General features: G+C 68.6%; 17 protein-coding genes. 2 read left to right on the top strand and 15 right to left on the bottom strand.

Annotated features, from left to right (window positions below; genetic code table 11):
- Positions 1 to 24: 24 nt before the first annotated feature.
- The 4 genes from ACLHG5_RS02880 to ACLHG5_RS02865 form a co-directional block, all read right to left on the bottom strand.
- Entirely contained in the window at positions 25 to 1,335 is a 1,311-nt protein-coding gene (locus ACLHG5_RS02880; protein WP_411315697.1) for an ABC transporter substrate-binding protein, read from the bottom strand.
- A gap of 86 nt (positions 1,336 to 1,421) precedes the next feature.
- Positions 1,422 to 2,768 (bottom strand): ABC transporter substrate-binding protein, encoded by a 1,347-nt coding sequence (locus ACLHG5_RS02875; protein WP_411317794.1) that lies wholly within the window; start codon positions 2,766 to 2,768, stop codon positions 1,422 to 1,424.
- Positions 2,769 to 2,832: 64 nt separating this feature from the next.
- On the bottom strand, positions 2,833 to 3,765 hold the full coding sequence (locus ACLHG5_RS02870; protein WP_411317793.1) for a carbohydrate ABC transporter permease: 933 nt from the start codon (positions 3,763 to 3,765) through the stop codon (positions 2,833 to 2,835).
- A gap of 3 nt (positions 3,766 to 3,768) precedes the next feature.
- Positions 3,769 to 4,695: a carbohydrate ABC transporter permease gene (locus ACLHG5_RS02865; RefSeq protein ID WP_411315700.1), complete on the bottom strand. Its 927-nt coding sequence runs from the start codon at positions 4,693 to 4,695 to the stop codon at positions 3,769 to 3,771.
- Between the two features lie 104 nt (positions 4,696 to 4,799).
- Between ACLHG5_RS02865 and ACLHG5_RS02860 the strand changes: the two genes are divergently transcribed.
- Positions 4,800 to 5,855 (top strand): LacI family DNA-binding transcriptional regulator, encoded by a 1,056-nt coding sequence (locus ACLHG5_RS02860; RefSeq protein ID WP_411315701.1) that lies wholly within the window; start codon positions 4,800 to 4,802, stop codon positions 5,853 to 5,855.
- Here the strand turns inward: ACLHG5_RS02860 and ACLHG5_RS02855 are convergent.
- Positions 5,840 to 7,327, bottom strand: a complete 1,488-nt coding sequence (locus ACLHG5_RS02855) for an aldehyde dehydrogenase family protein (protein WP_411315702.1) — start codon at positions 7,325 to 7,327, stop codon at positions 5,840 to 5,842. The two genes, ACLHG5_RS02860 and ACLHG5_RS02855, sit on opposite strands and share 16 nt — an antisense overlap.
- 110 nt (positions 7,328 to 7,437) lie before the next feature.
- On the opposite strand from ACLHG5_RS02855, the gene ACLHG5_RS02850 reads away from it, so the two are divergent.
- Positions 7,438 to 8,295: an SDR family NAD(P)-dependent oxidoreductase gene (locus tag ACLHG5_RS02850; protein WP_411317792.1), complete on the top strand. Its 858-nt coding sequence runs from the start codon at positions 7,438 to 7,440 to the stop codon at positions 8,293 to 8,295.
- A gap of 59 nt (positions 8,296 to 8,354) precedes the next feature.
- Here the strand turns inward: ACLHG5_RS02850 and ACLHG5_RS02845 are convergent, their stop codons facing one another.
- From ACLHG5_RS02845 to ACLHG5_RS02800, 10 genes are all read right to left on the bottom strand, one after another.
- Positions 8,355 to 8,987, bottom strand: coding sequence for an isochorismatase family protein (locus tag ACLHG5_RS02845; RefSeq protein ID WP_411315704.1), 633 nt, complete (start codon positions 8,985 to 8,987; stop codon positions 8,355 to 8,357).
- Positions 8,984 to 10,225 carry an MFS transporter gene (locus ACLHG5_RS02840; RefSeq protein ID WP_411315705.1) on the bottom strand — a complete coding sequence of 414 codons (1,242 nt, stop codon included), beginning with the start codon at positions 10,223 to 10,225 and terminating at the stop codon, positions 8,984 to 8,986. The genes ACLHG5_RS02845 and ACLHG5_RS02840 overlap by 4 nt, the downstream gene beginning before the upstream one ends.
- 1 nt (position 10,226) lies before the next feature.
- On the bottom strand, positions 10,227 to 10,931 hold the full coding sequence (locus tag ACLHG5_RS02835; protein WP_411315706.1) for a GntR family transcriptional regulator: 705 nt from the start codon (positions 10,929 to 10,931) through the stop codon (positions 10,227 to 10,229).
- The gene (locus tag ACLHG5_RS02830; RefSeq protein ID WP_411317791.1) at positions 10,928 to 12,115 is read right to left on the bottom strand and encodes an FAD-dependent oxidoreductase; all 1,188 of its coding nucleotides are present in this window, start codon (positions 12,113 to 12,115) and stop codon (positions 10,928 to 10,930) included. The genes ACLHG5_RS02835 and ACLHG5_RS02830 overlap by 4 nt, the downstream gene beginning before the upstream one ends.
- Before the next feature lie 31 nt (positions 12,116 to 12,146).
- Positions 12,147 to 12,893, bottom strand: a complete 747-nt coding sequence (locus ACLHG5_RS02825; RefSeq protein ID WP_411315708.1) for an arylmalonate decarboxylase — start codon at positions 12,891 to 12,893, stop codon at positions 12,147 to 12,149.
- A 45-nt stretch (positions 12,894 to 12,938) separates the two neighbouring features.
- Positions 12,939 to 13,832 carry an alpha/beta hydrolase gene (locus tag ACLHG5_RS02820; protein WP_411315709.1) on the bottom strand — a complete coding sequence of 298 codons (894 nt, stop codon included), beginning with the start codon at positions 13,830 to 13,832 and terminating at the stop codon, positions 12,939 to 12,941.
- Positions 13,829 to 14,893, bottom strand: coding sequence for an oligopeptide/dipeptide ABC transporter ATP-binding protein (locus ACLHG5_RS02815; RefSeq protein WP_411317790.1), 1,065 nt, complete (start codon positions 14,891 to 14,893; stop codon positions 13,829 to 13,831). Before ACLHG5_RS02815 ends, ACLHG5_RS02820 begins: the two co-directional genes overlap by 4 nt.
- A complete protein-coding gene (locus ACLHG5_RS02810) occupies positions 14,890 to 16,821 on the bottom strand; it encodes a dipeptide/oligopeptide/nickel ABC transporter permease/ATP-binding protein (protein ID WP_411317789.1) in 1,932 nt (643 codons plus the stop codon). The genes ACLHG5_RS02815 and ACLHG5_RS02810 overlap by 4 nt, the downstream gene beginning before the upstream one ends.
- Complete coding sequence (locus ACLHG5_RS02805; protein ID WP_411315712.1) at positions 16,818 to 17,759, bottom strand: ABC transporter permease; 942 nt, start codon at positions 17,757 to 17,759, stop codon at positions 16,818 to 16,820. Before ACLHG5_RS02805 ends, ACLHG5_RS02810 begins: the two co-directional genes overlap by 4 nt.
- An 81-nt stretch (positions 17,760 to 17,840) precedes the next feature.
- The gene (locus tag ACLHG5_RS02800; RefSeq protein ID WP_411317788.1) at positions 17,841 to 19,370 is read right to left on the bottom strand and encodes an ABC transporter substrate-binding protein; all 1,530 of its coding nucleotides are present in this window, start codon (positions 19,368 to 19,370) and stop codon (positions 17,841 to 17,843) included.
- Positions 19,371 to 19,512: the final 142 nt, after the last annotated feature.

The raw sequence follows: 19,512 nt of genomic DNA, 5'->3' as shown, positions 1-19,512 counted from the left end.
CCCCGAACCGGTGGTCGACGAGACTCAGTCGACCGTGAAGCCCTGCTCGCCCGCGTAGGACAGCGAGGCGTCCTGCCAGTCTTCGAGGCCCTCCTGGAGCGTCACTCCCCCGACGTACGCCTGGCCGGCGGTGTCGTTGAAGATGCTGTTCGAGTAGGCCTGGAAGGGGAGGTAGCTCCAGCCCTCGACGACGTTCGCGGCCGACTCGGCGAAGATCTCGTTGGCCTTCTGCCCGTCGAAGTACTCGAACTCGACATTGAGGAACTCGTCGGACTCGAGGTCGGCGACCGTCGCGGGGAACGCGCCGCCGTCGATGCGGGTCTGCACGCCGTCACCCGAGTTGGCGTATTCGATGAAGTCGTACGCGAGCTCTTTGTTCTCACCGAGCTCGGGGATGGAGAGCGCGCTTCCGCCGTTCTCGGCCGTCGCCATCTCGCCCTCGTCCCACTGGGGCATCGGGGCGACGCGCCAGTCGCCCGCGCCCGCCTCGACACTCGACTCGAGGTTCGCGGGCATCCACGCGCCGACCGTGAGGGTCGCGATCGAGCCGTTGCCGAGGCCCTGGAACCACTCGTCGCTCCACCCGGTGATGGGGGCGAGGAGGTCTTCGTCGAGGAGCTGCTGATACATGTCGGTGTAGCGGGTCGTGCCCTCGTCGGAGAAGTCGATCGAGACGTCGGTTCCGTCGACGGTGTACGGCTCACCGCCGGCCTGCCAGATCATGCTCGTCGTCGTTCCGGCGTCGCCGGTGTCGTTGGCGAGGTAGACCTCGGGGTCGGCCTCCTGGATGTCGCGTGCGGCCTGCACGTAGTCGTCCCACGTCGTCGGCACGTCGACGCCCAAGCGGTCGAAGACCTCGGCGTTGTAGTACATCGCCATGGGGCCCGAGTCCATCGGGAGGCCGTAGACGCCCTCGTCCGATCCGGACTGCACCGATCCCCAGGGTCCGGGCGAGTAGCTGTCGGCGAGGTCGCCGGCGCCGAACTCGGAGAGGTCGACGACGGATTCGGCGAGGGTGAACTGAGGCATCGCGTAGTACTCGAGCTGGGTGACGTCGGGAACGCCCGAGCCCGCCGCGATGGCGTTCTGCAGCGCCGTGTAGTGGTCGTTGCCCGTGCCGACGTTGACGAGTTCGATGTCGACGTTGGGGTTCTCGTCTTCGTAGTCGGCGACGACCTGCTCGAGGGTGGGCTCCCACGCCCAGATGAGCAGCGAGCCGCCCTCTTCGGGCGACGGGCCGGAGTCAGACGACGACGAGCAGCCGGCGAGCGTGATCACCGCGGTTGCGGCGAGTGCGACGCCGGTCAGGGCGCGGCGACGGGTGGTGCTTTTCATGGTGGTGCCTCTCACTTCGTTGTTGAGTTGATTGCGGAGGAGTGGAGCGGTGTGGTGCGGGGGTGGTGGAGCGCGAGCGAGCCGGCCTAGTCGACCGTGAAACCCTGCTCTTCGGCGTACGACGCCGAGGCCTCGGCCCAGTCGTCGAGGCCCTCCTGCAGGGTCGCGCCCCCCACGTAGGCCTGGCCGGCGGTGTCGCCGAAGATGCTGTTGGAGTAGGCCTGGAACGGCAGGTAGCTCCAGCCGTCGACGACGTTCGCGGCCGACTCGGCGAAGATCTCGTTGGCCTTCTGACCACCGAAGTACTCGAACTCGATGTTCAAGAACTCGTCGGACTCGAGATCGGCGACGGTCGCGGGGAAGGCACCGTTCTCGATGCGCGACTGCACGCCGTCACCCGCGTTCGCGTACTCGATGAAGTCGTAGGCGAGTTGCTTGTTCTCCGACGCCTCGGGCACCGAGAGAGCGCTACCGCCGTTCTCCGCGGTGTTCGTCTCACCCTCTTGCCACTGCGGGGTCGGGGCGACACGCCAGGCGCCAGACCCGGCCTCGACGGCAGACGAGAAGTTCGCGGGCATCCACGCTCCGTAGTTGAGGGTCGCGATCGTGCCGTCGCCGAGCCCCTGGTACCACTCGTCTGTCCAGAGCGAGATCGGGGCGAGGAGCTCTTCGTCGATGAGCTGCTGCCACAGGTCGACGTAGCGCGTCGTGCCCTCTTGCGAGAAGTCGATCGACACGCTCGTGCCGTCGACCGAGTACGGCGTGCTGCCCGCTTGCCAGAGTGCGCTCGTCGTGAGGCCCGGGTCGCCGTTGTCGTTCGCGATGTAGACGTCGGGGTCGGCGGCGTGGAGCTCGCGGGCCGCCTCGAGGTAGTCGTCCCACGTGGTCGGCACGTCGACGCCGAGACGGTCGAAGACCTCCTCGTTGTAGAACATCGCCATGGGGCCGGAGTCCATGGGGAGTCCGTAGACGCCGCCGTCGGACTGCACCGAACTCCAGGGCCCCGCGGTGTAGGTGCCGTCGAGCTCGTCGGCGCCGAACTCGGTGAGGTCGCTGATGGAGTCGGCGAGCCGGAACTGCGGGAGGGCGAAATACTCGAGCTGCGCGACATCCGGAACCCCGTCGCCCGCGGCGATCGCGTTCTGCAGTGCGGTGTAGTGGTCGGGGCCGGTTCCGACGTTGACGAGGTCGACCTCGACATTCGGGTATTCCTCTTCGAAGTCGGCGACGACCTGATCGAGGGTCGGCTCCCACGACCACACGGTGATCGAGCCACCCTCGTCGGCGCCCGCGCCGGAGTCGGCTCCCGACCCTCCCGAGCACCCCGCGAGGGTCAGCGCCGCTGTCGCCGCGATGGCCGCTCCGGTGAGGGCTCGGCGCCGGAGGGTGTTCGGTGTCTTCGTCGGTGTGGGTGTCGGTGTCGGTGTCTTCACGGGTGTGTCTCTCACTTCGTTGTCGAGTTCACGGGGATGGTCGTGGGGCGCGGATGCCTCGGGGTCACTCCTTGACGCTTCCGGCCGCGAGGCCGGATTGCCAGTAACGCTGCAGCACGAGGAACGCGGCGATGAGCGGCAGGATCGTGAGTAGCGAGCCCGTGAGCACGAGGTTGAAGATCGCTTCGCCTCCCGCGGTCGTCGCTTGCGCGTTCCACTGGTTGAGCCCGAGGGTGAGCGGGTACCAGTCGGGGTTGCGCAGCATGATGAGCGGCAGGAAGTAGTTGTTCCACGTCGCGACCATCGTGAAGAGCAGCACGGTCACGATGCCGGGGCCGAGCAGCGGAACGCTGATCTGCCAGAAGGTGCGCACTTCGGAGGCCCCGTCGATGCGCGCCGCCTCGAGGAGCTCGGTCGGCACGGCTTCACTCGCGAACGTCCACATGAGGTAGAGCCCGAAGGGGGAGACGAGCGACGGGATGATGACGGCCCACGGGGTGTTCGTGATGCCCATCTGGCTGAACATGAGGAACGTCGGAACGGCGAGGGCGGTGCCGGGCACGGCGACCGCGCCGATGACGACCGCGAAGATCGCCTTCTTTCCCGGGAAGTTGAACTTCGCGAGGGCGTAGCCGCCGAGCACGGCGAGGAGGGTTGCTCCTCCGGCTCCCGCGACCACGTAGAGCACCGTGTTGCCGAACCAGCGCACGAAGATGCCGTCGTTGTAGGTGAGGGTGTCGCGGATGTTCGTGAAGAGGGCGAAGTCGCCGCTGAACCACAGCCCGAACGAGGTGAACAGGCTCCCCTGGGTCTTCGTCGAGTTGACGAGCAACCACACGAGGGGAATGAGCGAGTAGACGAGGATGATGCCCGTGAGCACCGTGAGCAGAACGCTCCGGCGCGGGCGCTCGATCGACCCGATGGGCTTGGGGCGACGTGCCGGGCGGAGCCGGGGAGTCGAGCGGGAGGTCGGTCTCGTCGCGATGGTGGTGGCCACGGGTCATCCGTCCTTTCTCATACCGCGCAATTGCACGATGTAGGCGATGACCATGGTGAGGATGCCCATGATGATCGCGACGGTCGCGGAGTAGTTGTACTGCTGACCCGCGAACGAGAGCGAGTAGGCGTAGAGGTTGGGGGTGAACGACGTCGTGATCGCGTTCGGGGCGAGGTTCTGCAGGATCGCCGGTTCGTTGAAGAGCTGGAAGCTCCCGATGATCGAGAAGATCGTCGCGATGACGATGGCCCCGCGGATGGCCGGGAGCTTGATGGCCGTGATGATGCGCATCTGGCCGGCTCCGTCGATCTCCGCCGCCTCATAGAGCGACGTCGGGATGACGCGCAGGGCGGCATAGAAGATGAGCATGTTGTAGCCGATGAACTCCCACGTCACGATGTTGCCGATCGACGCGAGCACGAGCTCCGGCGAGAGCGGGTTGGGCAGGCTGATGCCGAAGAAATCGTTGATGTTGCCGACGAGCCCGAATCGGGTGCCGTACATGAACCCCCACATGAGCGCCGCGACGACTGCAGGCACGGCGTAGGGGAGGAAGATCGCGATGCGGAAGAAGCTCTTGCCGTAGAGGCGGCCGCTGTCGATGGCGAGGGCCGCGATCATCGCGAGACCGAGCATGACGGGAACCTGCACGACGAGGAAGAGCGCGACCCTTCCCAGGGCCGCCCAGAACTGGTCGTCGCCGAGGGCTTGCACGTAGTTGTCGAGACCGACGAACTCGTTGCCGCCCACGAGCTGGTCGCGGAAGAGACTCAGCCAGATCGAGTACGCGATCGGCGCGAGGAAGACGAGCGCGAAGACGACGACGAAGGGGCCGATGAACGCCCACCCCGTCCACGAGGTGCGCTGTCGGCGGGGTTTCATCATCGTGGCGCTCGGAGGAGCGACCACGGGGGGAGACGTCACTGTCATGCGTTGACCTGTCTACGATCTGCGTCGATTGTTTACGCAACCATGAGAGCACGTTCTCGATGTTTGCGCAACCACAGCGCCGCCGCAGCCCGTAGAGTGGCGGTATGACAGCGGAGTTGACCGCGGAGGCCCCTCGTCGTGTTTCGATGGCCGACGTCGCCAAGCGCGCGGGAGTGTCTGCTCAGACGGTCTCCCGGGTCGCGAACGGCTACGAGGGCGTCGTCGACGAGACGCGCACGGCCGTGCTGACCGCGATGGCGGAGCTCGGCTACCGCCCCAACAGTGCGGCTCGCGCTCTCAAGCGCGGAGAGTTCCGCACGATCGGCGTCATCCTCTTCACTCTCGCGACGACGGGCAACATGCGCACCCTCGAGGCGATCGCGACGTCGGCGGCCGAAGCGGGGTACGCGATCACGCTCATCCCGGGCGCCCCGACCGAGGGCAGCATCCGCACCGCGTTTACGCGAGTCGACGAAGCCGCCGTCGATGCGGTCATCGTCGTCATGGAGATGCACTTGCTCGACTCGGCGCCGTTCACGCTCCCGCCGAACGCCAAAGTCGTCATCGTCGATTCCGACGCCGGCGATCGATTTCCCGTCGTCGACACCGACCAGGCCGACGGCACGAGGCAAGCGGTGCAGCACCTGCTCGACCTCGGCCACTCGACCGTGTGGCACATCTCGGGGCCGGAGGACAGCTTCTCGGCCGAGAGGCGGGCGCGGGCGTGGCGCTCGACCCTGACTGCCGCGGGTCGGGAGGTCCCCGGCATCCTGCACGGCGACTGGAGCGCGGAGTCCGGCTATCGCGCGGGTCAGACGATCGCCGACACCCCCGAGTGCACGGCCGTGTTCTGCGCCAACGACCAGATGGCCCTCGGCCTGTATCGGGCGCTCGGCGAACGCGGTCTCCGCGTGCCCCACGACGTGAGCATCGTCGGGTTCGACGACATCCCCGAGGCGTCGTCGTTCTCTCCCCCGCTCACGACGGTGCACCAGGATTTCGCCGAGATGGGCCGACAGTGCGTCGCGCGCGTGCTCACCCAGTTGCGCACGGGGTCGGTCGAGGTCGGAACGACTCTCGTGCCGACGCACCTCGTGCTGCGAGACAGCACGGCGCCGCCGCGCTCGGACGTGCGGGCGGAGTCTTACGAGACCGGGTAGGCGCTCGCGTTCAGCACGTGCCCGGGTCGCGCCGCGACGGGATAGTTGATCGAGTGGGACTGCAGGTACTCCCGCATGCCCGCTTCGCCGAACTCGCGACCGTGGCCCGAGAATCCGCGCCCGCCGAACGCGGCGCGAAGCGAGATGCCCGACCTGTTGTGGCAATTGATGAAGGTCATTCCCGCGCGCAATCGCCGGGCCACACCGGTCGCGCGCTCGGTGTCGGTCGACCACACGGATGACGCGAGGGCGTGCTCGACGCTGTTCGCCCTCGCAATGGCGTCGTCGAGGGACTCGTAGGTGAGGATCGGGAGCGCGGGACCGAACTGCTCCTCCCGCACGAGCTCGTGCTCGTCGTCGAGCCCGAGCACGAGCACGGGGCGCATCCAGAATCCTCCGGGATCGACGGTCGGATCTATCGAGCCGAGTTCGACGACGCGACCGCCGGCGACGCGAGCCGACTCGACGAGCGCCGCGATGCGCGCCTTCTGGTCGCCACTCACGACGGGACCCATCGTGGTCGTCGGGTCGTGCGGATCTCCCACCCGGACCGTGCGAGCGGCCGTCTCGATGAGCCCGTCGACGAACTCGCGGTGACGCGCCGCGGGCACGAACACCCGCTTGATCGCCATACAGACCTGCCCGCTCGTCAGAAACGCCCCGACGAGGATGCGCGAGTACAGCTCGTCGTCGAACACGGCGTCGTCGAGCACGAGCGCGGCGTCGTTGCCACCGAGCTCCATGACCGTCGGCCTGATGAGCGTCGCGGCGGCGGCGCCGATGACCCGCGCGGTCGACGGGCCGCCCGTGAAGGTGAGGAGGTCGACCCTGCTGTCGCCGACGAGGGCGGCGCCCGCATCCGCTCCCCCGTTGACGACGTTGAGCACGCCGGCGGGCAGCCGGGCCGCGACCGCGGCGACGAAGCTCGTGACCGCGAGAGGGGCGAGGGGGGAGGGCTTGAGCACGAGCGTGTTGCCCGTCATGAGAGCGGGCACGATCTTGAGGGCCGCGAGGATCACGGGCGCATTCCACGGAGTGATCGCGGCGATGACACCGAAGGGCTCCGAGACCGTGACGAGAAGACTCTCCGCATCATCCACGGTGGTGTCGGCGCACACGTGGACCGCGTGCTCCGCGCAGTAGTCGGCGAGAGCGCGGGCGAAGGCGAACTCCCCCGCCGCCTCGTGGGCGGGCTTGCCGAGTTCCGACGCGATGAGGTCGCCGCTGTGGGGTCCCGCGTCGACGGCGGCACCGATCGCGTCGCGCACGAGCGAGGCGCGGTCGAGCGCCGACACCGCGGCCCACTCGGAAGCCGCCGCGCGAGCGGCGCCGATCGCCGCCGACACGTGGTCGGCTGAGGCGTCTGCGACCGTGCCCACGACTGTCACACCGTCGGAGGGATCGACACGAGCGATCGTCGCTCCCCCGACGCCGGCCACGGCGCGGCCACCAATGAACGAGTCGATGTGCACGGGGTCTCCTTGGGGTCGGCGAGTATCACCGCGTCAAAATGTATGCGATTCGTGTTTCATCGTCGTTAAATGTGGTTCAAACCGCCAATATTGCATGCAATGCTTCGGCCATGAACACTGTGAGTGCCGAGGGCAGCCCCGAACCGAGTCACACGAGACGCGTCGCGATCGTCACGGGAGGGGCCCGAGGACTCGGGCGCGTCATGGCGCTCGCCCTCCTCGACGGGGGTTACGCGGTCACCGTCACCGCGTCGTCCCTCTCCCCCGAACTCGAGAGCCTCACCCGCGAGGCCGTCGTGCGGACAGGGGATGAGGGCCGCGTGCTGTCTCTCGTCGCCGATGCCGCCGACCCCGCCACCGGCCCCGCCGTCGTCGACGCGACCCTCGAGGCTTTCGGCGGCCTCCACGCGGTCGTCAACAACGCGGGACGCGGCATGCGGGTCGTGAGTGAGAGTTTCACGACCGACCCCGTGCACTTCTGGGAGATTCCGGATGCCGCGTGGTCGGGCATCATCGCGACGAACGTGAACGGCCCCTTCTCGCTCGCGAAAGCGGCGATGCCGCACCTTCTCGCGCAGCGAGACGGACGCATCGTCAACGTGTCGACGAGCGCCGTGACGATGACTCGGCGGGGCTACGCGCCGTACGGTCCGAGCAAAGCGGCGCTCGAGGCGATGACGAGGTCGTGGGCGGACGACCTCCGCGGGTCGGGGGTCACGGCGAACCTCCTGCTTCCGGGCGGTGCGTGCGCCACCGATCTGCTGCCCGCGTCGGCGACGTCGGGCGCCGACGGTCAGCTGCTCGACCCCGCCATCATGGCCGCGCCCGCCGTGTGGCTGTGCTCGGCGGATTCCGGCGTGCTGACGGGCGCTCGCGTCATCGCGAAGGACTGGGATGCGAGCCTCCCCGACGCGATCGCTCTCTCCGGCGCGCGGTCGGAGCACGTCGTCGGGCCGGCCGCCGACTGACCGCACGGGCGGGACCGGCCGGCGCCCGGCTGGTCCCGCCCGGCCGGTCCCGCGCCCGCTCAGGCGACGAGCCCCCCGAGGTGTGCGAGAGTGTCCGCCTCCGACACGACATCCGCGTACTTGGCGTCGAGATCGAACAGCGCCGCAGCGTGGGGTTCGGGTCGGCGGTCGCCCACCGCCTCCCGCACGACGAGGGGGATGAACCCGTGTTGCATGGCGTCGACCGCCGTCGCGCGCACGCATCCCGACGTGCTCAGCCCGACGAGGATGACGCTGTCGCGCCCGAGCACCGTGAGGTCGGACGCGAGCGACGTGCCGAAGAACGAGCTCGCGTACTTCTTGCTCACGACGCTCTCCCCGGGCTCGGGGGTGAGCGGCGCGGCGATCGCCCCAAGCGGTGATCCCGCCGCGAGCGTCGAGAGCCCGCTGACCTTGCGGGCGAACAGTCCGCCACCGGCGCCCGACGTCTCCTGTTCGACGACCGTGTAGATGACCGGGATGCGCGCGGCCCGCGCCGCGTGCAGAACGCGGGTCGCCGACTCGAGTTCGATCTCGACCCCCGCGTAGAGCGGCGAATCGGGCTCGAGGTAGGCGTCGACGAAGTCGATGACGACGAGCGCGGGGCGCTCGCCGAAACCGAGTCGCCCGTTGAAGCCGTTCTCGAGGTAGTCGTGTGCCGTGGTGTCGCTCATGGTTCTGTCCTTTCGAGGGGATGGTCTGTGGGGCGGATGCGGTGGGCGAGCAGCGCGACGATCGCGGCGAGCACCGCGACGACGGCGGCGCAGCTCCACCCGACGCTCGGCCCGAAACTGTCGAAGACGAACCCGAACACGAAGGGCCCGGCGGCGCTGCCGATGTAGGCGCCCGCCTGCACGAGACCCGTCGCCTGGGCGCCGAACGGGTGGCTGACGTCGGTGACGACGAAGTGCACGAGCCCGTTCCACCCCCACCCGAGACCGAACGCGAGCACACACCCGACGGCAAAGGTCCAGGGCAACCCGATCGCCATCCCGACGAGTCCGAGAGCACCGGTCGCGAGCATGAGCGACACTGTCGCCATCGTGCCCCCGATCCTCCGGTCGGCGGCGAGACCCGCGAGGGGGCGCGCCACGATTCCGGCGACGCTTCCGAGGCTCAAGAGCAGTCCGGCGCTCGCGGCCGAGAAACCGGACTGCGAGGCGGCCGAGACGGTGAACGCCCCGATGACGTTCGCTTGCGCCGCGCCGAGGCCGCTCGCGGTCGACGCCAGCAGGAGGAAGGGGAGAAGTGACGCGGGGATCCGGGCACCGCGAGGCGGACGCCCCGACCTCGGGCTCGCGAGCGATGGAACCGTCAGACCGACGACGACGACCATGACGAGCGCGAACCCCGCGGCGATCGCGAAGCTCCAGCGCCAGCCGAGGGTCAGGGCGAGAACGGGGACGGCGAGCCCGGCACTGAGGGTCGCGAGCGGGATCGCCGCCTGTTTGAGCCCGAAGGCGAGAGCCCGGTTGCGCCTCGACACCTCGGCGGCGATGAGAGCGTTCGACGGCGGGTGCCCGAGGGCGTTGGCTGCTCCCGCGACGACGAGCCAGAGACACAGCCACGGCCACGTCGGTGTCAGTGCGGCGATACCGGCGAGGGCCACTCCCCCGCCGAGGGCCGCGGCCGCCATGCCGCTGCGCGACCCGATGCGAGCGGAGAGCCGACCGGCGGCCGACGAGAAGCTCGCCGAGCTCGCCCAGTAGACGGCGACGACGATGCCGAGCATGGCTGGACCCAGGCCGGTGTCGGCGCCGAGCTGCACCGAGAGACCACCGACGAGGAAGACCGGGAGCACGGTGACGACCGTGGTTCCGACCGCGGCGAGAGTGGCGATCCGCCCGGGCCTCGCGCGCTTGCGGGCACGCCCGTCCTCGGGACCGTCGCCGGCCCCGGACTCGCGCGCCACGTCAGCAGTCCGCGGTGTGGTGTGCGCGACCCGCGCGCATCGCCGCGTTGCGCGCCGCGAAGATGTGCGACTTCATCGCGACCTCGGCCCACTCGGCATCCCCCGATTCGAGGGCCGTGAGGATGTCGCGGTGCTGGTGGTTGACGCGCCGCCGGAAGGTCTCGCCGTAGTTCTGGAAGTTGCGGATCATGAGCGGCATCTGACGGACCGTGCCCACGAGGGTCTCGAGCATCTTGCTTCCCGAGGCCTGAACGATGAGCCTGTGGAAGTCGATGTTGATGCGCCCGAGTTCGCCGACATCCTGCGCGGTGTCGCCGGGCACGAACTCCTCCATGTCGTCGATGAGCTGCGCGAGGGTCGCGAGCTCGGCCGGCGTGATCCGCGGCGCGGCGAGAGCGGCCGCACGGCTCTCGAGGGTCGCGCGAACGTAATACGTCTCGATCATCTGCTCGGGCGTGTATCCGATGACGGTCGCACCGCGATTCGGGATGTATTCGACGAGCCCCGTTTCGGCGAGCCTCTGAAGCGCCTCCCGCACGGGGGTGCGACTGACCCCGAACTCCTCGGCGAACGCTTGCGCCCGCAGGATCGCGCCGGGTGCGAGAACGCCGCTCATGATGCGGGAGCGCAGCTCCCAGAACACGACTTCGCCCCCGGTCGCCGACTCCATCTTGTCGAGCGACGGGACCTCCATCGACGACGTCATCGAGGCACACTCGCGATCATCGACGAGGTGAGGAGGAACTCTCGGCGGGCGGCGGCGTCTTCGCCGAGAGCGCGCCACGCGTCTCGCTGCATCGCTCGACGTGACTCGTCGCGATCCCGCAGCGCGTTCCAGTTGCCCTCGGTCTCCTCGCCCACGTAGCTCAGGGCGACGTGCCTACGCTGCTCGGCCCAGGTGTCGAGGGCGGTGTCGTCCGCTCGGCCCGCAGCCGTGTCGAGCAGCACGTCGGCGAGCAGCAATCCGTCGTGGATACCGCTGTTCATACCCATCCCCCCGAGCGGATTGTTGACGTGGGCGGCGTCGCCCACGAGAAAAGTGCTCCCCACCCTGAAGGTCGCCGCGACCTTCCGGTGGATCTCGTACAGGGTAACGTGCGCCACGGGATAGCCGTCGAAGTCGGGCACGACCCTGCGGAGCTGGGAGCGCACCTCCTCCGGGTCGAGCAGTGTCTCGTCCGGGGTGTCGGGCGAGGTCGGGAAGAGCACGCGCCACCCGCTCGGGTTGCGCAGCAGGACGTGCCAGTCCACCGGGTCGGCGACGTAGTTGACGACAGACAGATCGTCGAGGATCTCGTGGAGCGGCAGCGTCGTCGTGATGACGAGATAGCGGTCGGGGTAGGTACGGCCCGTGAACGCGACCCCGAGCGTCTCCCGCACGACGCTGCGCGATCCGTCGGCACCGATGAGATACCGCGCCGTATGCGTGCCTGCACCCTCCCCCGCGATGTCGACCTCGTATCCACCGTCGACGTCGTGCACCGCGAGGACCTCGCTCCCGAGGTGCAGTTGCACGAGGGGCTCGGACGTGAGGGCGGCGAGCGCGGCCCGGGTGAGGTTGCCCTGCTCGACCTGCACTCGGAACGGGTAGGGCGTGTCGTTCTCGAGTACCGAGTAGTCGAGCTCGACGATCTTGCCCAGTTTGGCGTCCCGGAACTGATACGACCGGGCGACGATGCCCTGATCGATGAGCGGTTGCGCGAGGCCGAGCGGCTCGAGCATCTCGAGGGTCGGCGGGTGGAAGGTCGACGCGCGCTGCTCGAGGGTCGCCGCTTGCCGTTTCTCGAAGATCGCGACGCGCATGCCCCCCTTCGCGAGCTTGAGGGCGGTCGTCGTGCCGACGGGGCCGCCTCCGACGACGATCGCATCGAAGTCGAACTGTGGTGCCATGGTGTGTTCCTCGAATCTCGGTGGAAGTGGATCAGTAGTCGCGCAGGAGGGAGCCGTAGCCACCCCACGTGTCGGTGATTCCTGCTCCTCTCAAGCAGTGCCACACCGTCGCGGCGTTGATGGCGATCACGGGTTTGCCGAGCCAGTGCTCCGCTTGCTCCGCGACGCCGAGCATCGACAGGTTCGTTCCGACCTGCACGATGGCCTCGACCTCGGGAGTGTCGATCTCTCGGAGCGTGCGGATGATCTGCTCCGGGGTGACCTCGGCGATGGCGGTCGCCGACGCGCACCGCAAGCCCGTGATGTTGACGACCTCGAACCCCGCCTCCTCGAAGTAGCGACGCACGTTGACGTCGGCGACGGGCTGGTAGGGCGAGAACACGGCGATCTTCGTCACCCCCATGGCCTCGAGAGCGGCCCGGCACGCCGACGCGCCCGTCGAGACCGTGAGACCCTCGGCCATCGCCTCGACCCTTTCGATGAACGAGGCGTTGCCCTCGACGCCACCCCAGAACGTCTCGGCCGACATCCCCATCATCATGACGTCGGGCTTCGCCGTCATGACGTCGCGGATGGCGACGGAGATCGAGGCGCGGATCTGGCCGAGCAGGGCCTCGAACGCCTCGTCACTGTCGAGGTCGGGATTGTCGATGTACATGCGGCCGGTGTGGAATGTCACACCGTGCGGTCGCAGCGCCGCCACGTCGTGTTCGACGACGGTGTTGGTCGACGGCACGATCACGGCGACCTTCTTGCGATATCCGGTGATGTCGGGCATGCGTTGTCTCCTCAGGGTGGGGGTGGGGGTGGTCGTGGGGTGGGATCAGCCGAAGTGCAGTGCGGTGCGCGCAGTGCCCGGGGCGCCGGCGTCGACGGCGCAGACATCCCACAGCCACTCGCTCACGAGGCCCGCGACCTCGGTTTCGAAGCCGACGAAGTCGTGTTCCGCTCCCTCGACCGCCGCGCGGGAGCGAGCGCCCGGAAAGGAGTCGTAGAGCTCGCGCCACAGCTCCGCGCGCGACTCCTCCGTGCCCCACACGAGCAGCACCGGGGTGTCGTCGGCGCGCAGGGCGGTGAGCCAGGTGCCGTCCTCCTCACCGACGCGCTGCAACCACGCGTCGGCGCTGATGGCCCAGTAGTCGCTCGGCACGGGGATGAGCTCGTGGGGCCGGCCCGCGGCGACGAGGGCTTCGGCGAGCTCGGTGCGCTCGGCGATGCCGTCTCCGTCGGGAAACCACCAGGCGAGTCGCGTCTTGTTGTCGGTGAGGGGCGACAGCAGAAAACGGGCGTCGACATCGTGGTGGCGTGCCGAATAGTCGCCGACGTACCAGCCGCCCGACGAGAACCCCGCGAGCACGACGGTTCCGATGCCCGCGTCGCGGAGATAGCGCACGGCGGCGTGGACGTCGTGGTGGCCGTCGCGGAGTGACTCGAACATGCCCCCGCCCGCGGGAACGTCACCGCGGCCCGAGTAGGTCGCCAGATCGTGGCAGCGCATGTTGACGCTCAGATGTTCGACGCCGGGCAGCAGTTCGGGAAGATACCGGGACATCCCGCTCGTCATGTTGCCGCCCTTGCCGTGCAAGTGCACGACCGCCACCCGGTCGGACGGCGGAACGGAGTCGAGTCGAGGGTCGCGGTAGTGCAGGGCGTCGAGCGTCCACCCGTCTGCGGTCTCGAGCGAGACGAGTGTCGTCGCGATCGGTCGGGTGGTCACAGTGCGCGTCCTTTCTGGGGCGCGAGGCTGGGCATGCCCAACCCCGCGCGGGTGTGGCCGCTGGCCGCGGCATACATGTGGCAGGCGACCGCGCGCTCCCCCACCTCGCTGTCGACGGGGCGCGTGGTCGTGCAGACCGGTTCGGCGAAGGCGCAGCGCGCCGCGAACGGGCACCCCGCGTGGCCCGTGGCCGGCCCCGTCGTGACCGCCGCCGACGCTGTCGCCTCCGCGGCACGACGTGCGGTCGCTCGAAGCGCGCGCCGTTCGCTCTGCTCGGTGGGATCGGTCACGGGCACGGCGGCGAGGAGGGCCGTCGTGTAGGGGTGCAGAGGGTCGGCGTGCACGGCCGCCGAGTCGCCCTGCTCCATGACACGGCCGCGGTAGAGCACGACCGTCCGGTCGGCGAGGTAGCGCACGACGTCGAGATCGTGGGCGATGAAGATGTAGGCGAGACCGCGATCACGAGCGAGCGACTGCAGCAGGTTGAGCACTTGAGCCTGGGTCGAGAGGTCGAGGGCGCTCACCGATTCGTCGCAGATGACGAGTCGTGGGTCCATCATGAGAGCCCGCGCGATTCCGATGCGCTGTCTCTGACCGCCCGAGAACTGGGTTGCGTAGCGGTCGACCGCCTCGCGAGGCAGGCCGACCTGTTCGAGCATGTCGCGCGCTCGCTCGAGCGCGACATCCGTCGGCACTCTCCGGGTGGCTTGCACGGGCTCGATGAGGATCTCGCCGATCGTGCGGAACGGGTTGAGTGAGCTGTAGGGGTCTTGGAAGACCACTTGCAGTCGTCGGGCGATGTCGAGCCGGTTGCGTCGCATCTGGTGTTTCGCGAGGTCGGTGCCGCCGAACACCATCTCGCCGGCGAGCGGGGTCTCGAGTCCGAGGATGCAGCGCCCGATGGTCGACTTGCCCGACCCCGATTCACCCACGATCCCCACGATCTCGCCCTCGGCGACATCGAAGTCGACGTCGTCGATGGCGTGCACCCACGTGCGGCGCTTCGTGGGGTGGCGGAACCGCATCTGCAGTCCGCGCACGCTCAGGATCGGGTCGGTCATGCGGAGGTCCTCTCGTCGTGGCGCGCGAGCGTGAGCTCGGCGACGGACTGCGGGCGGATGCAGCGGGACTCGGCGTTCGCGACGGGCGCGAGCGGAACGACGGCGGTGCGACACTCGTCGACGGCGAGGGCGCACCGGTCGGCGAATCGGCACCCGGCAGCCCAACTGCGCGGGGGCGGCACCGACCCGGGGATCGTCTGCATCGGCACGCCCGAGGTCGCGTTGGCGGGCATCGACGAGAGCAGGCCGATGGAGTACGGATGCGTCGGACGCGTGAGCAGATCGGTGACCGCGGCCGCTTCGACCACTTGGCCGGCGTACATCACGATCGCGCGATCGCACGCGTCTGCGACGACCCCGACGTCGTGGGTCACGAGGATGAGCGCCATCCCCAGTCGGTCGCGCAGTTCGCGCAACAGGTCGAGGATCTCGGCTTGCACCGTCACATCGAGCGCGGTCGTCGGCTCGTCGGCGACGAGCACATCCGGCTCCCCCGCGAGGGCGAGGGCGATAGCGGCACGCTGCGCCATGCCCCCCGAGATCTGGAACGTGTAGCTCGCGGCCGCTTGAGCGGGGTCGGCGATGCCGACGAGACCGAGGAGTTCGAGCACGCGATTCTGCACGGCGCGACCCCGCAGCGACGTGTGGTGTCGAACGGCCTCACGCAATTGCGACCCGACGGTGAAGGTGGGGTCGAGCGCCACCATGGGCTCTTGCGAGATGAGGGCGATGCGCGACCCGCGGATGCGCTGGAGTTGCTTCGGCGTCATCCCCACGGTCTCGACCCCGCCGATGAGGACGCTGCCGCTCGCGATGCGACCGCCGGGCGCGATGAGGCCGAGGAGCGCTTTCGCGGTCACCGTTTTGCCACACCCCGACTCCCCCACGATTCCGAGCGATTCACCGCGTCGGACGTCGAAGCTCACCCCGTGCACGACCGAGAACGATCCGGCGGCGTCTGCGAACGACACCTCGAGTCCGCGCACGCTCACGGCGGCGGTGTCGTCGGCGGGCGAGGCGGGGTCGACCGCGACGGGCTGGTCGGCGACGGGGAGCGGCTTCGACCACGGCATGCGCGTCGCACGGCGGCGCGCACCCGGGCGATCTTCGGCGAGCGCGTCGCCGATGACGTTGAACGAGAGGATCGACAGGATGAGTACGACCCCCGGCGGCACGAGCAACCACGGGGCGATGTAGATGAGGTCGGAGGCGTTGGCGATGAGTCCGCCCCAGCTCGGTGCCGGCGGAGGGGTGCCGAGCCCGAGGAAGCCGAGCCCCGCCTGAATGAGGAGGGCGGTACTCATGGTGAGGGACACCTGCACGAGGAGGGGCCCGCGGATGTTGGGGAGGATGTGCCGCACGAGGATGCGACCGACGGCGATCCCGGCGACGCGCGCGGCATCGACGTAGAGCTCACCGCGCACCCCGAGGGTCGTCGCGCGAGCGAGCCTGATGAAGCCGTCGCTCAGGGCCACGCCGAGCGTGATCATCGCCGGGAGGTTGTCATTGCCGAAGACGCCGATGACCGCCATGAGCAGGATGATGAGCGGCAGCGCCTGGAACACGTCGGCGATGCGCGAGATCACCGCGTCGGCGGCGCCGCGGTTGTATCCCGCGATCATGCCGAGCGGCAGGCCGATGACGGTCGCGATGAGTGTCGCGAGCGCCGCTCCTCCGAGGGTCTGCGACGCGCCGTGCACGATGCGTGCGAAGACGTCGCGCCCGAAGTCGTCGGTGCCGAGCCAGTGGGCGGCGCTCGGCAGCTGACGAGCGACTCCGAGATCTTGGGCGATGGGGTCGAGAGGGGCGACGACTCCGGGAAGGATCGTCGCGACCGTCAGGAGCGCGATGAACGCGAGAGCGGCGACGGCCGCGGGGCGGGCGAGAAGCCGACGCAGCGGGCTGTCGGGTGATGTGGTGCGGGTCATGCGAGTCTCGCCTTCGGGTTGATGACTCCGTAGAGCAGGTCGACGACGAGGTTCATCGCGAGGATCACGACAGACGTGCACACGACGATGCCGAGGATGAGGGGGACGTCGCCGACGTTGACCGCCGTGAGAGCCAATTGGCCCACCCCGGGCAGGGAGAAGACCTGCTCGATGAGGACGGCTCCCCCGAAGAGGCTCACGAACTGCAGCCCGACGACCGTGAGCACGGGGATCGACGCGTTGCGGAGGGCGTGTACCCAGATGACCCGCCACTCCGGGATTCCCGCGGCCCGCAGGGTCGAGATGTAGTCGCGGTGGAGCACGTCGAGCATCGCGATCCGCGCTTGCCTCGTGATCGAGGCGCTCGACCCGATCGCGATGGCGACGAGCGGGAGGGTCAGTTGCACGGCCCAGCGCGCGGGGTCGGACGTGAACGGCGTCCATCCGCTCGCGGGCAGAACGCGCAGGGTCACGGCGAAGACGAAGACGAGCAAGACGGCGAACCAGAAGTTGGGCAGGGCGAGAAGGGCGCCCGAGACGCCGCGGATCGCGCTGTCGATCGCCCCGCCCCGCGTCGCCGCGATCGTGCCGACGACGACACCGATGACGACGCACACGAGGGTTCCGCCCATCGCGAGCGTGAGGGTCACGGGCAGTCGCTCGATGACCTGATCGATCACCGGCCGCCCCGTCACGAGTGACGACCCGAGGTCGCCCTGCACGAACCCGCCCCAGAAGTCCGCGAACCGCACGAGAACGGGTCGATCGAGGCCGAGGGTCGTGCGTAGTTCCGCGCGCTGCTGCGCCGTCGCATCCGGACCGAGGATGGTCTGCGTCACGTCATTGGGCATGGCCGCGACGAGAAAAAATGCGAGCGACCCGACGATACCGACCATGAGAACGGCGATGCCGAGACGGCGGATGAGATACCCGAGCATGGCTGCTCCTTCCCGAGGCGAGAGACGTTTGAGGGGTCCCGCCGGGCCGATCACGTCGGCCCGGCGGGAGAGAGGGATCTGTTACGGACGAACCCAGGTGAACGGCAGGGCGACGGTCTGGCCGGCGCTGAGCTCGACGCCCGCGAGCGTCTCCGGGTTGTAGAGGTTGTGCGTGTGGTAGTAGGAGATCGGTGCGAACCACGCGTTCTCCACGACCCACGCCGACACGGCTTGCCACTTCTCGGCGGCGGCGTCGGCGTCGAGTTCCGCTGCGGCATCCGCCATGAGCGCGTCGAGTTCGGGGTCGGTGACTCCGAACGGGTTCACTTGCGAATTCGCGACGAGCAGGTTCGACGCGCCGACGTAGGCGTCGGTGACTCCGTTCTGCTGTGACTGCGCTGCCGCGAACTCCTTCGCCGCCATCGCGTCGTAGTAGTCGTTGGTGCGGTCGACGATGGTCGCGTTGATGCCGACCTCCTGCAGGAACGGGAGTGTCGCCTCGAGTCGCGCACTGTCGCCGAACGTCGTGCGGGAGAGGATCGGCAGGTCGAAGCCGTCGGCGTACCCTGCTTCGGCGAGCAGCTCGCGAGCGCGGTCGGGGTCGTACTCGTAGTAGTCGTCGAGAGATTCGTCGTAGGCGTTCGTACTCGTGCCGAACACCTGCGCCGTCGGTCGCTGGAAGGTGCTCCACAGCGCTTCGCCGAGGGACTCGCGGTCGATCGCGTGGTTGATCGCCTGGCGCACGCGGACGTCACCGAGGGCGGGAACGACCTCGCCCTCCCTGTCCATGAGCCAGAGCCCGCCGACGTTGCTCTCACCGCCGACAGCGGCCATGCCCTGTTGCTCCGCGGTCTCGCGCTGCGTCCACTGGGCGACGGTGATGTCGACGTCTCCCGCGAGGAGGGCGTTCAGTTGAGCGGTGAGGTCGGTGATGACGACGTAGCGCAGAACGTCGGGTTCGACGTCGAGCGGACCGGAGTACTCGGGGTTGCGCACGTAGGTGTATTCGCTGCCGTCGATGTACTCGTCGAGCATCCAGGGCCCGGATCCCGCCGTCTCGCTCTGCAGGATGCTCGGGTCGTCGATCGCGGCCTGACTCACCATCATGCCCGGGGTGAGCGAGAACGCCTGGGGCAGGGAGAGGTCGGGGGTGTTGAGGATGAACTCGATCGAGTCTTCGTCGACCGCGGTCACGGTGTCGATCGAATTCATGCGTGATTGGTACGGCCCGGGGGTCGTGCGATAGCGCTCGATGTTGGCGACGACGAGATCGGCGTCGAGCCCGGTGCCGTCGACGAAGACGACGTCGTCACGGATGTCCATCGTGAGCGTCGTGTTGTCGATGTACTCCCACTCCGTGGCGATCCCCGGGGTGAGGGTGCCGTCGGCTTCGGGGAACACGAGCGTCTCGTACGCGGAGGCGGCGTAGTTGTAGAGGGGACCGTTGTTGATGACGGCGGGATCGAACGAGGGCGCGGGCTGGAGTGCGGCCATCGTGACGGTGAACTCGCCCTCGGCCGGGGAGTCACCGGCACCACAGCCGGCCAGGAGCACGCCGACAGTGCCGACGGCGAGGGCGGATACGGCGACGCGGATCGTTTTCGAACGCATGAGCGTCCTTTCTGCAGGGTCAAGGAGGGGAGGCGAACCGATGGTGCGTGCTGGAGACGCTAGGGGATGTGCATGCAATCTGGTGCGAAATGTCCGTTATTTCACGCGCCCGTAACACTGATTGCACACAATGTAATGAGGC

It is taken from the genome of Marisediminicola sp. LYQ85, from assembly GCF_046600695.1.
Taxonomy (GTDB): domain Bacteria; phylum Actinomycetota; class Actinomycetes; order Actinomycetales; family Microbacteriaceae; genus Marisediminicola.
This window is presented reverse-complemented; position numbering and strand designations above follow the sequence as displayed.

Bases quoted from the DNA above. Each gene is read 5' to 3' on its own strand.
- ACLHG5_RS02880 (WP_411315697.1), bottom strand. From the start codon at position 1,335: ATGAAAAGCACCACCCGTCGCCGCGCCCTGACCGGCGTCGCACTCGCC.
- ACLHG5_RS02865 (WP_411315700.1), bottom strand. From the start codon at position 4,695: ATGACAGTGACGTCTCCCCCCGTGGTCGCTCCTCCGAGCGCCACGATG.
- ACLHG5_RS02860 (WP_411315701.1), top strand. From the start codon at position 4,800: ATGACAGCGGAGTTGACCGCGGAGGCCCCTCGTCGTGTTTCGATGGCC.
- ACLHG5_RS02850 (WP_411317792.1), top strand. From the start codon at position 7,438: ATGAACACTGTGAGTGCCGAGGGCAGCCCCGAACCGAGTCACACGAGA.
- ACLHG5_RS02845 (WP_411315704.1), bottom strand. From the start codon at position 8,987: ATGAGCGACACCACGGCACACGACTACCTCGAGAACGGCTTCAACGGG.
- ACLHG5_RS02835 (WP_411315706.1), bottom strand. From the start codon at position 10,931: ATGACGTCGTCGATGGAGGTCCCGTCGCTCGACAAGATGGAGTCGGCG.
- ACLHG5_RS02830 (WP_411317791.1), bottom strand. From the start codon at position 12,115: ATGGCACCACAGTTCGACTTCGATGCGATCGTCGTCGGAGGCGGCCCC.
- ACLHG5_RS02825 (WP_411315708.1), bottom strand. From the start codon at position 12,893: ATGCCCGACATCACCGGATATCGCAAGAAGGTCGCCGTGATCGTGCCG.
- ACLHG5_RS02815 (WP_411317790.1), bottom strand. From the start codon at position 14,893: ATGACCGACCCGATCCTGAGCGTGCGCGGACTGCAGATGCGGTTCCGC.
- ACLHG5_RS02810 (WP_411317789.1), bottom strand. From the start codon at position 16,821: ATGACCCGCACCACATCACCCGACAGCCCGCTGCGTCGGCTTCTCGCC.
- ACLHG5_RS02805 (WP_411315712.1), bottom strand. From the start codon at position 17,759: ATGCTCGGGTATCTCATCCGCCGTCTCGGCATCGCCGTTCTCATGGTC.
- ACLHG5_RS02800 (WP_411317788.1), bottom strand. From the start codon at position 19,370: ATGCGTTCGAAAACGATCCGCGTCGCCGTATCCGCCCTCGCCGTCGGC.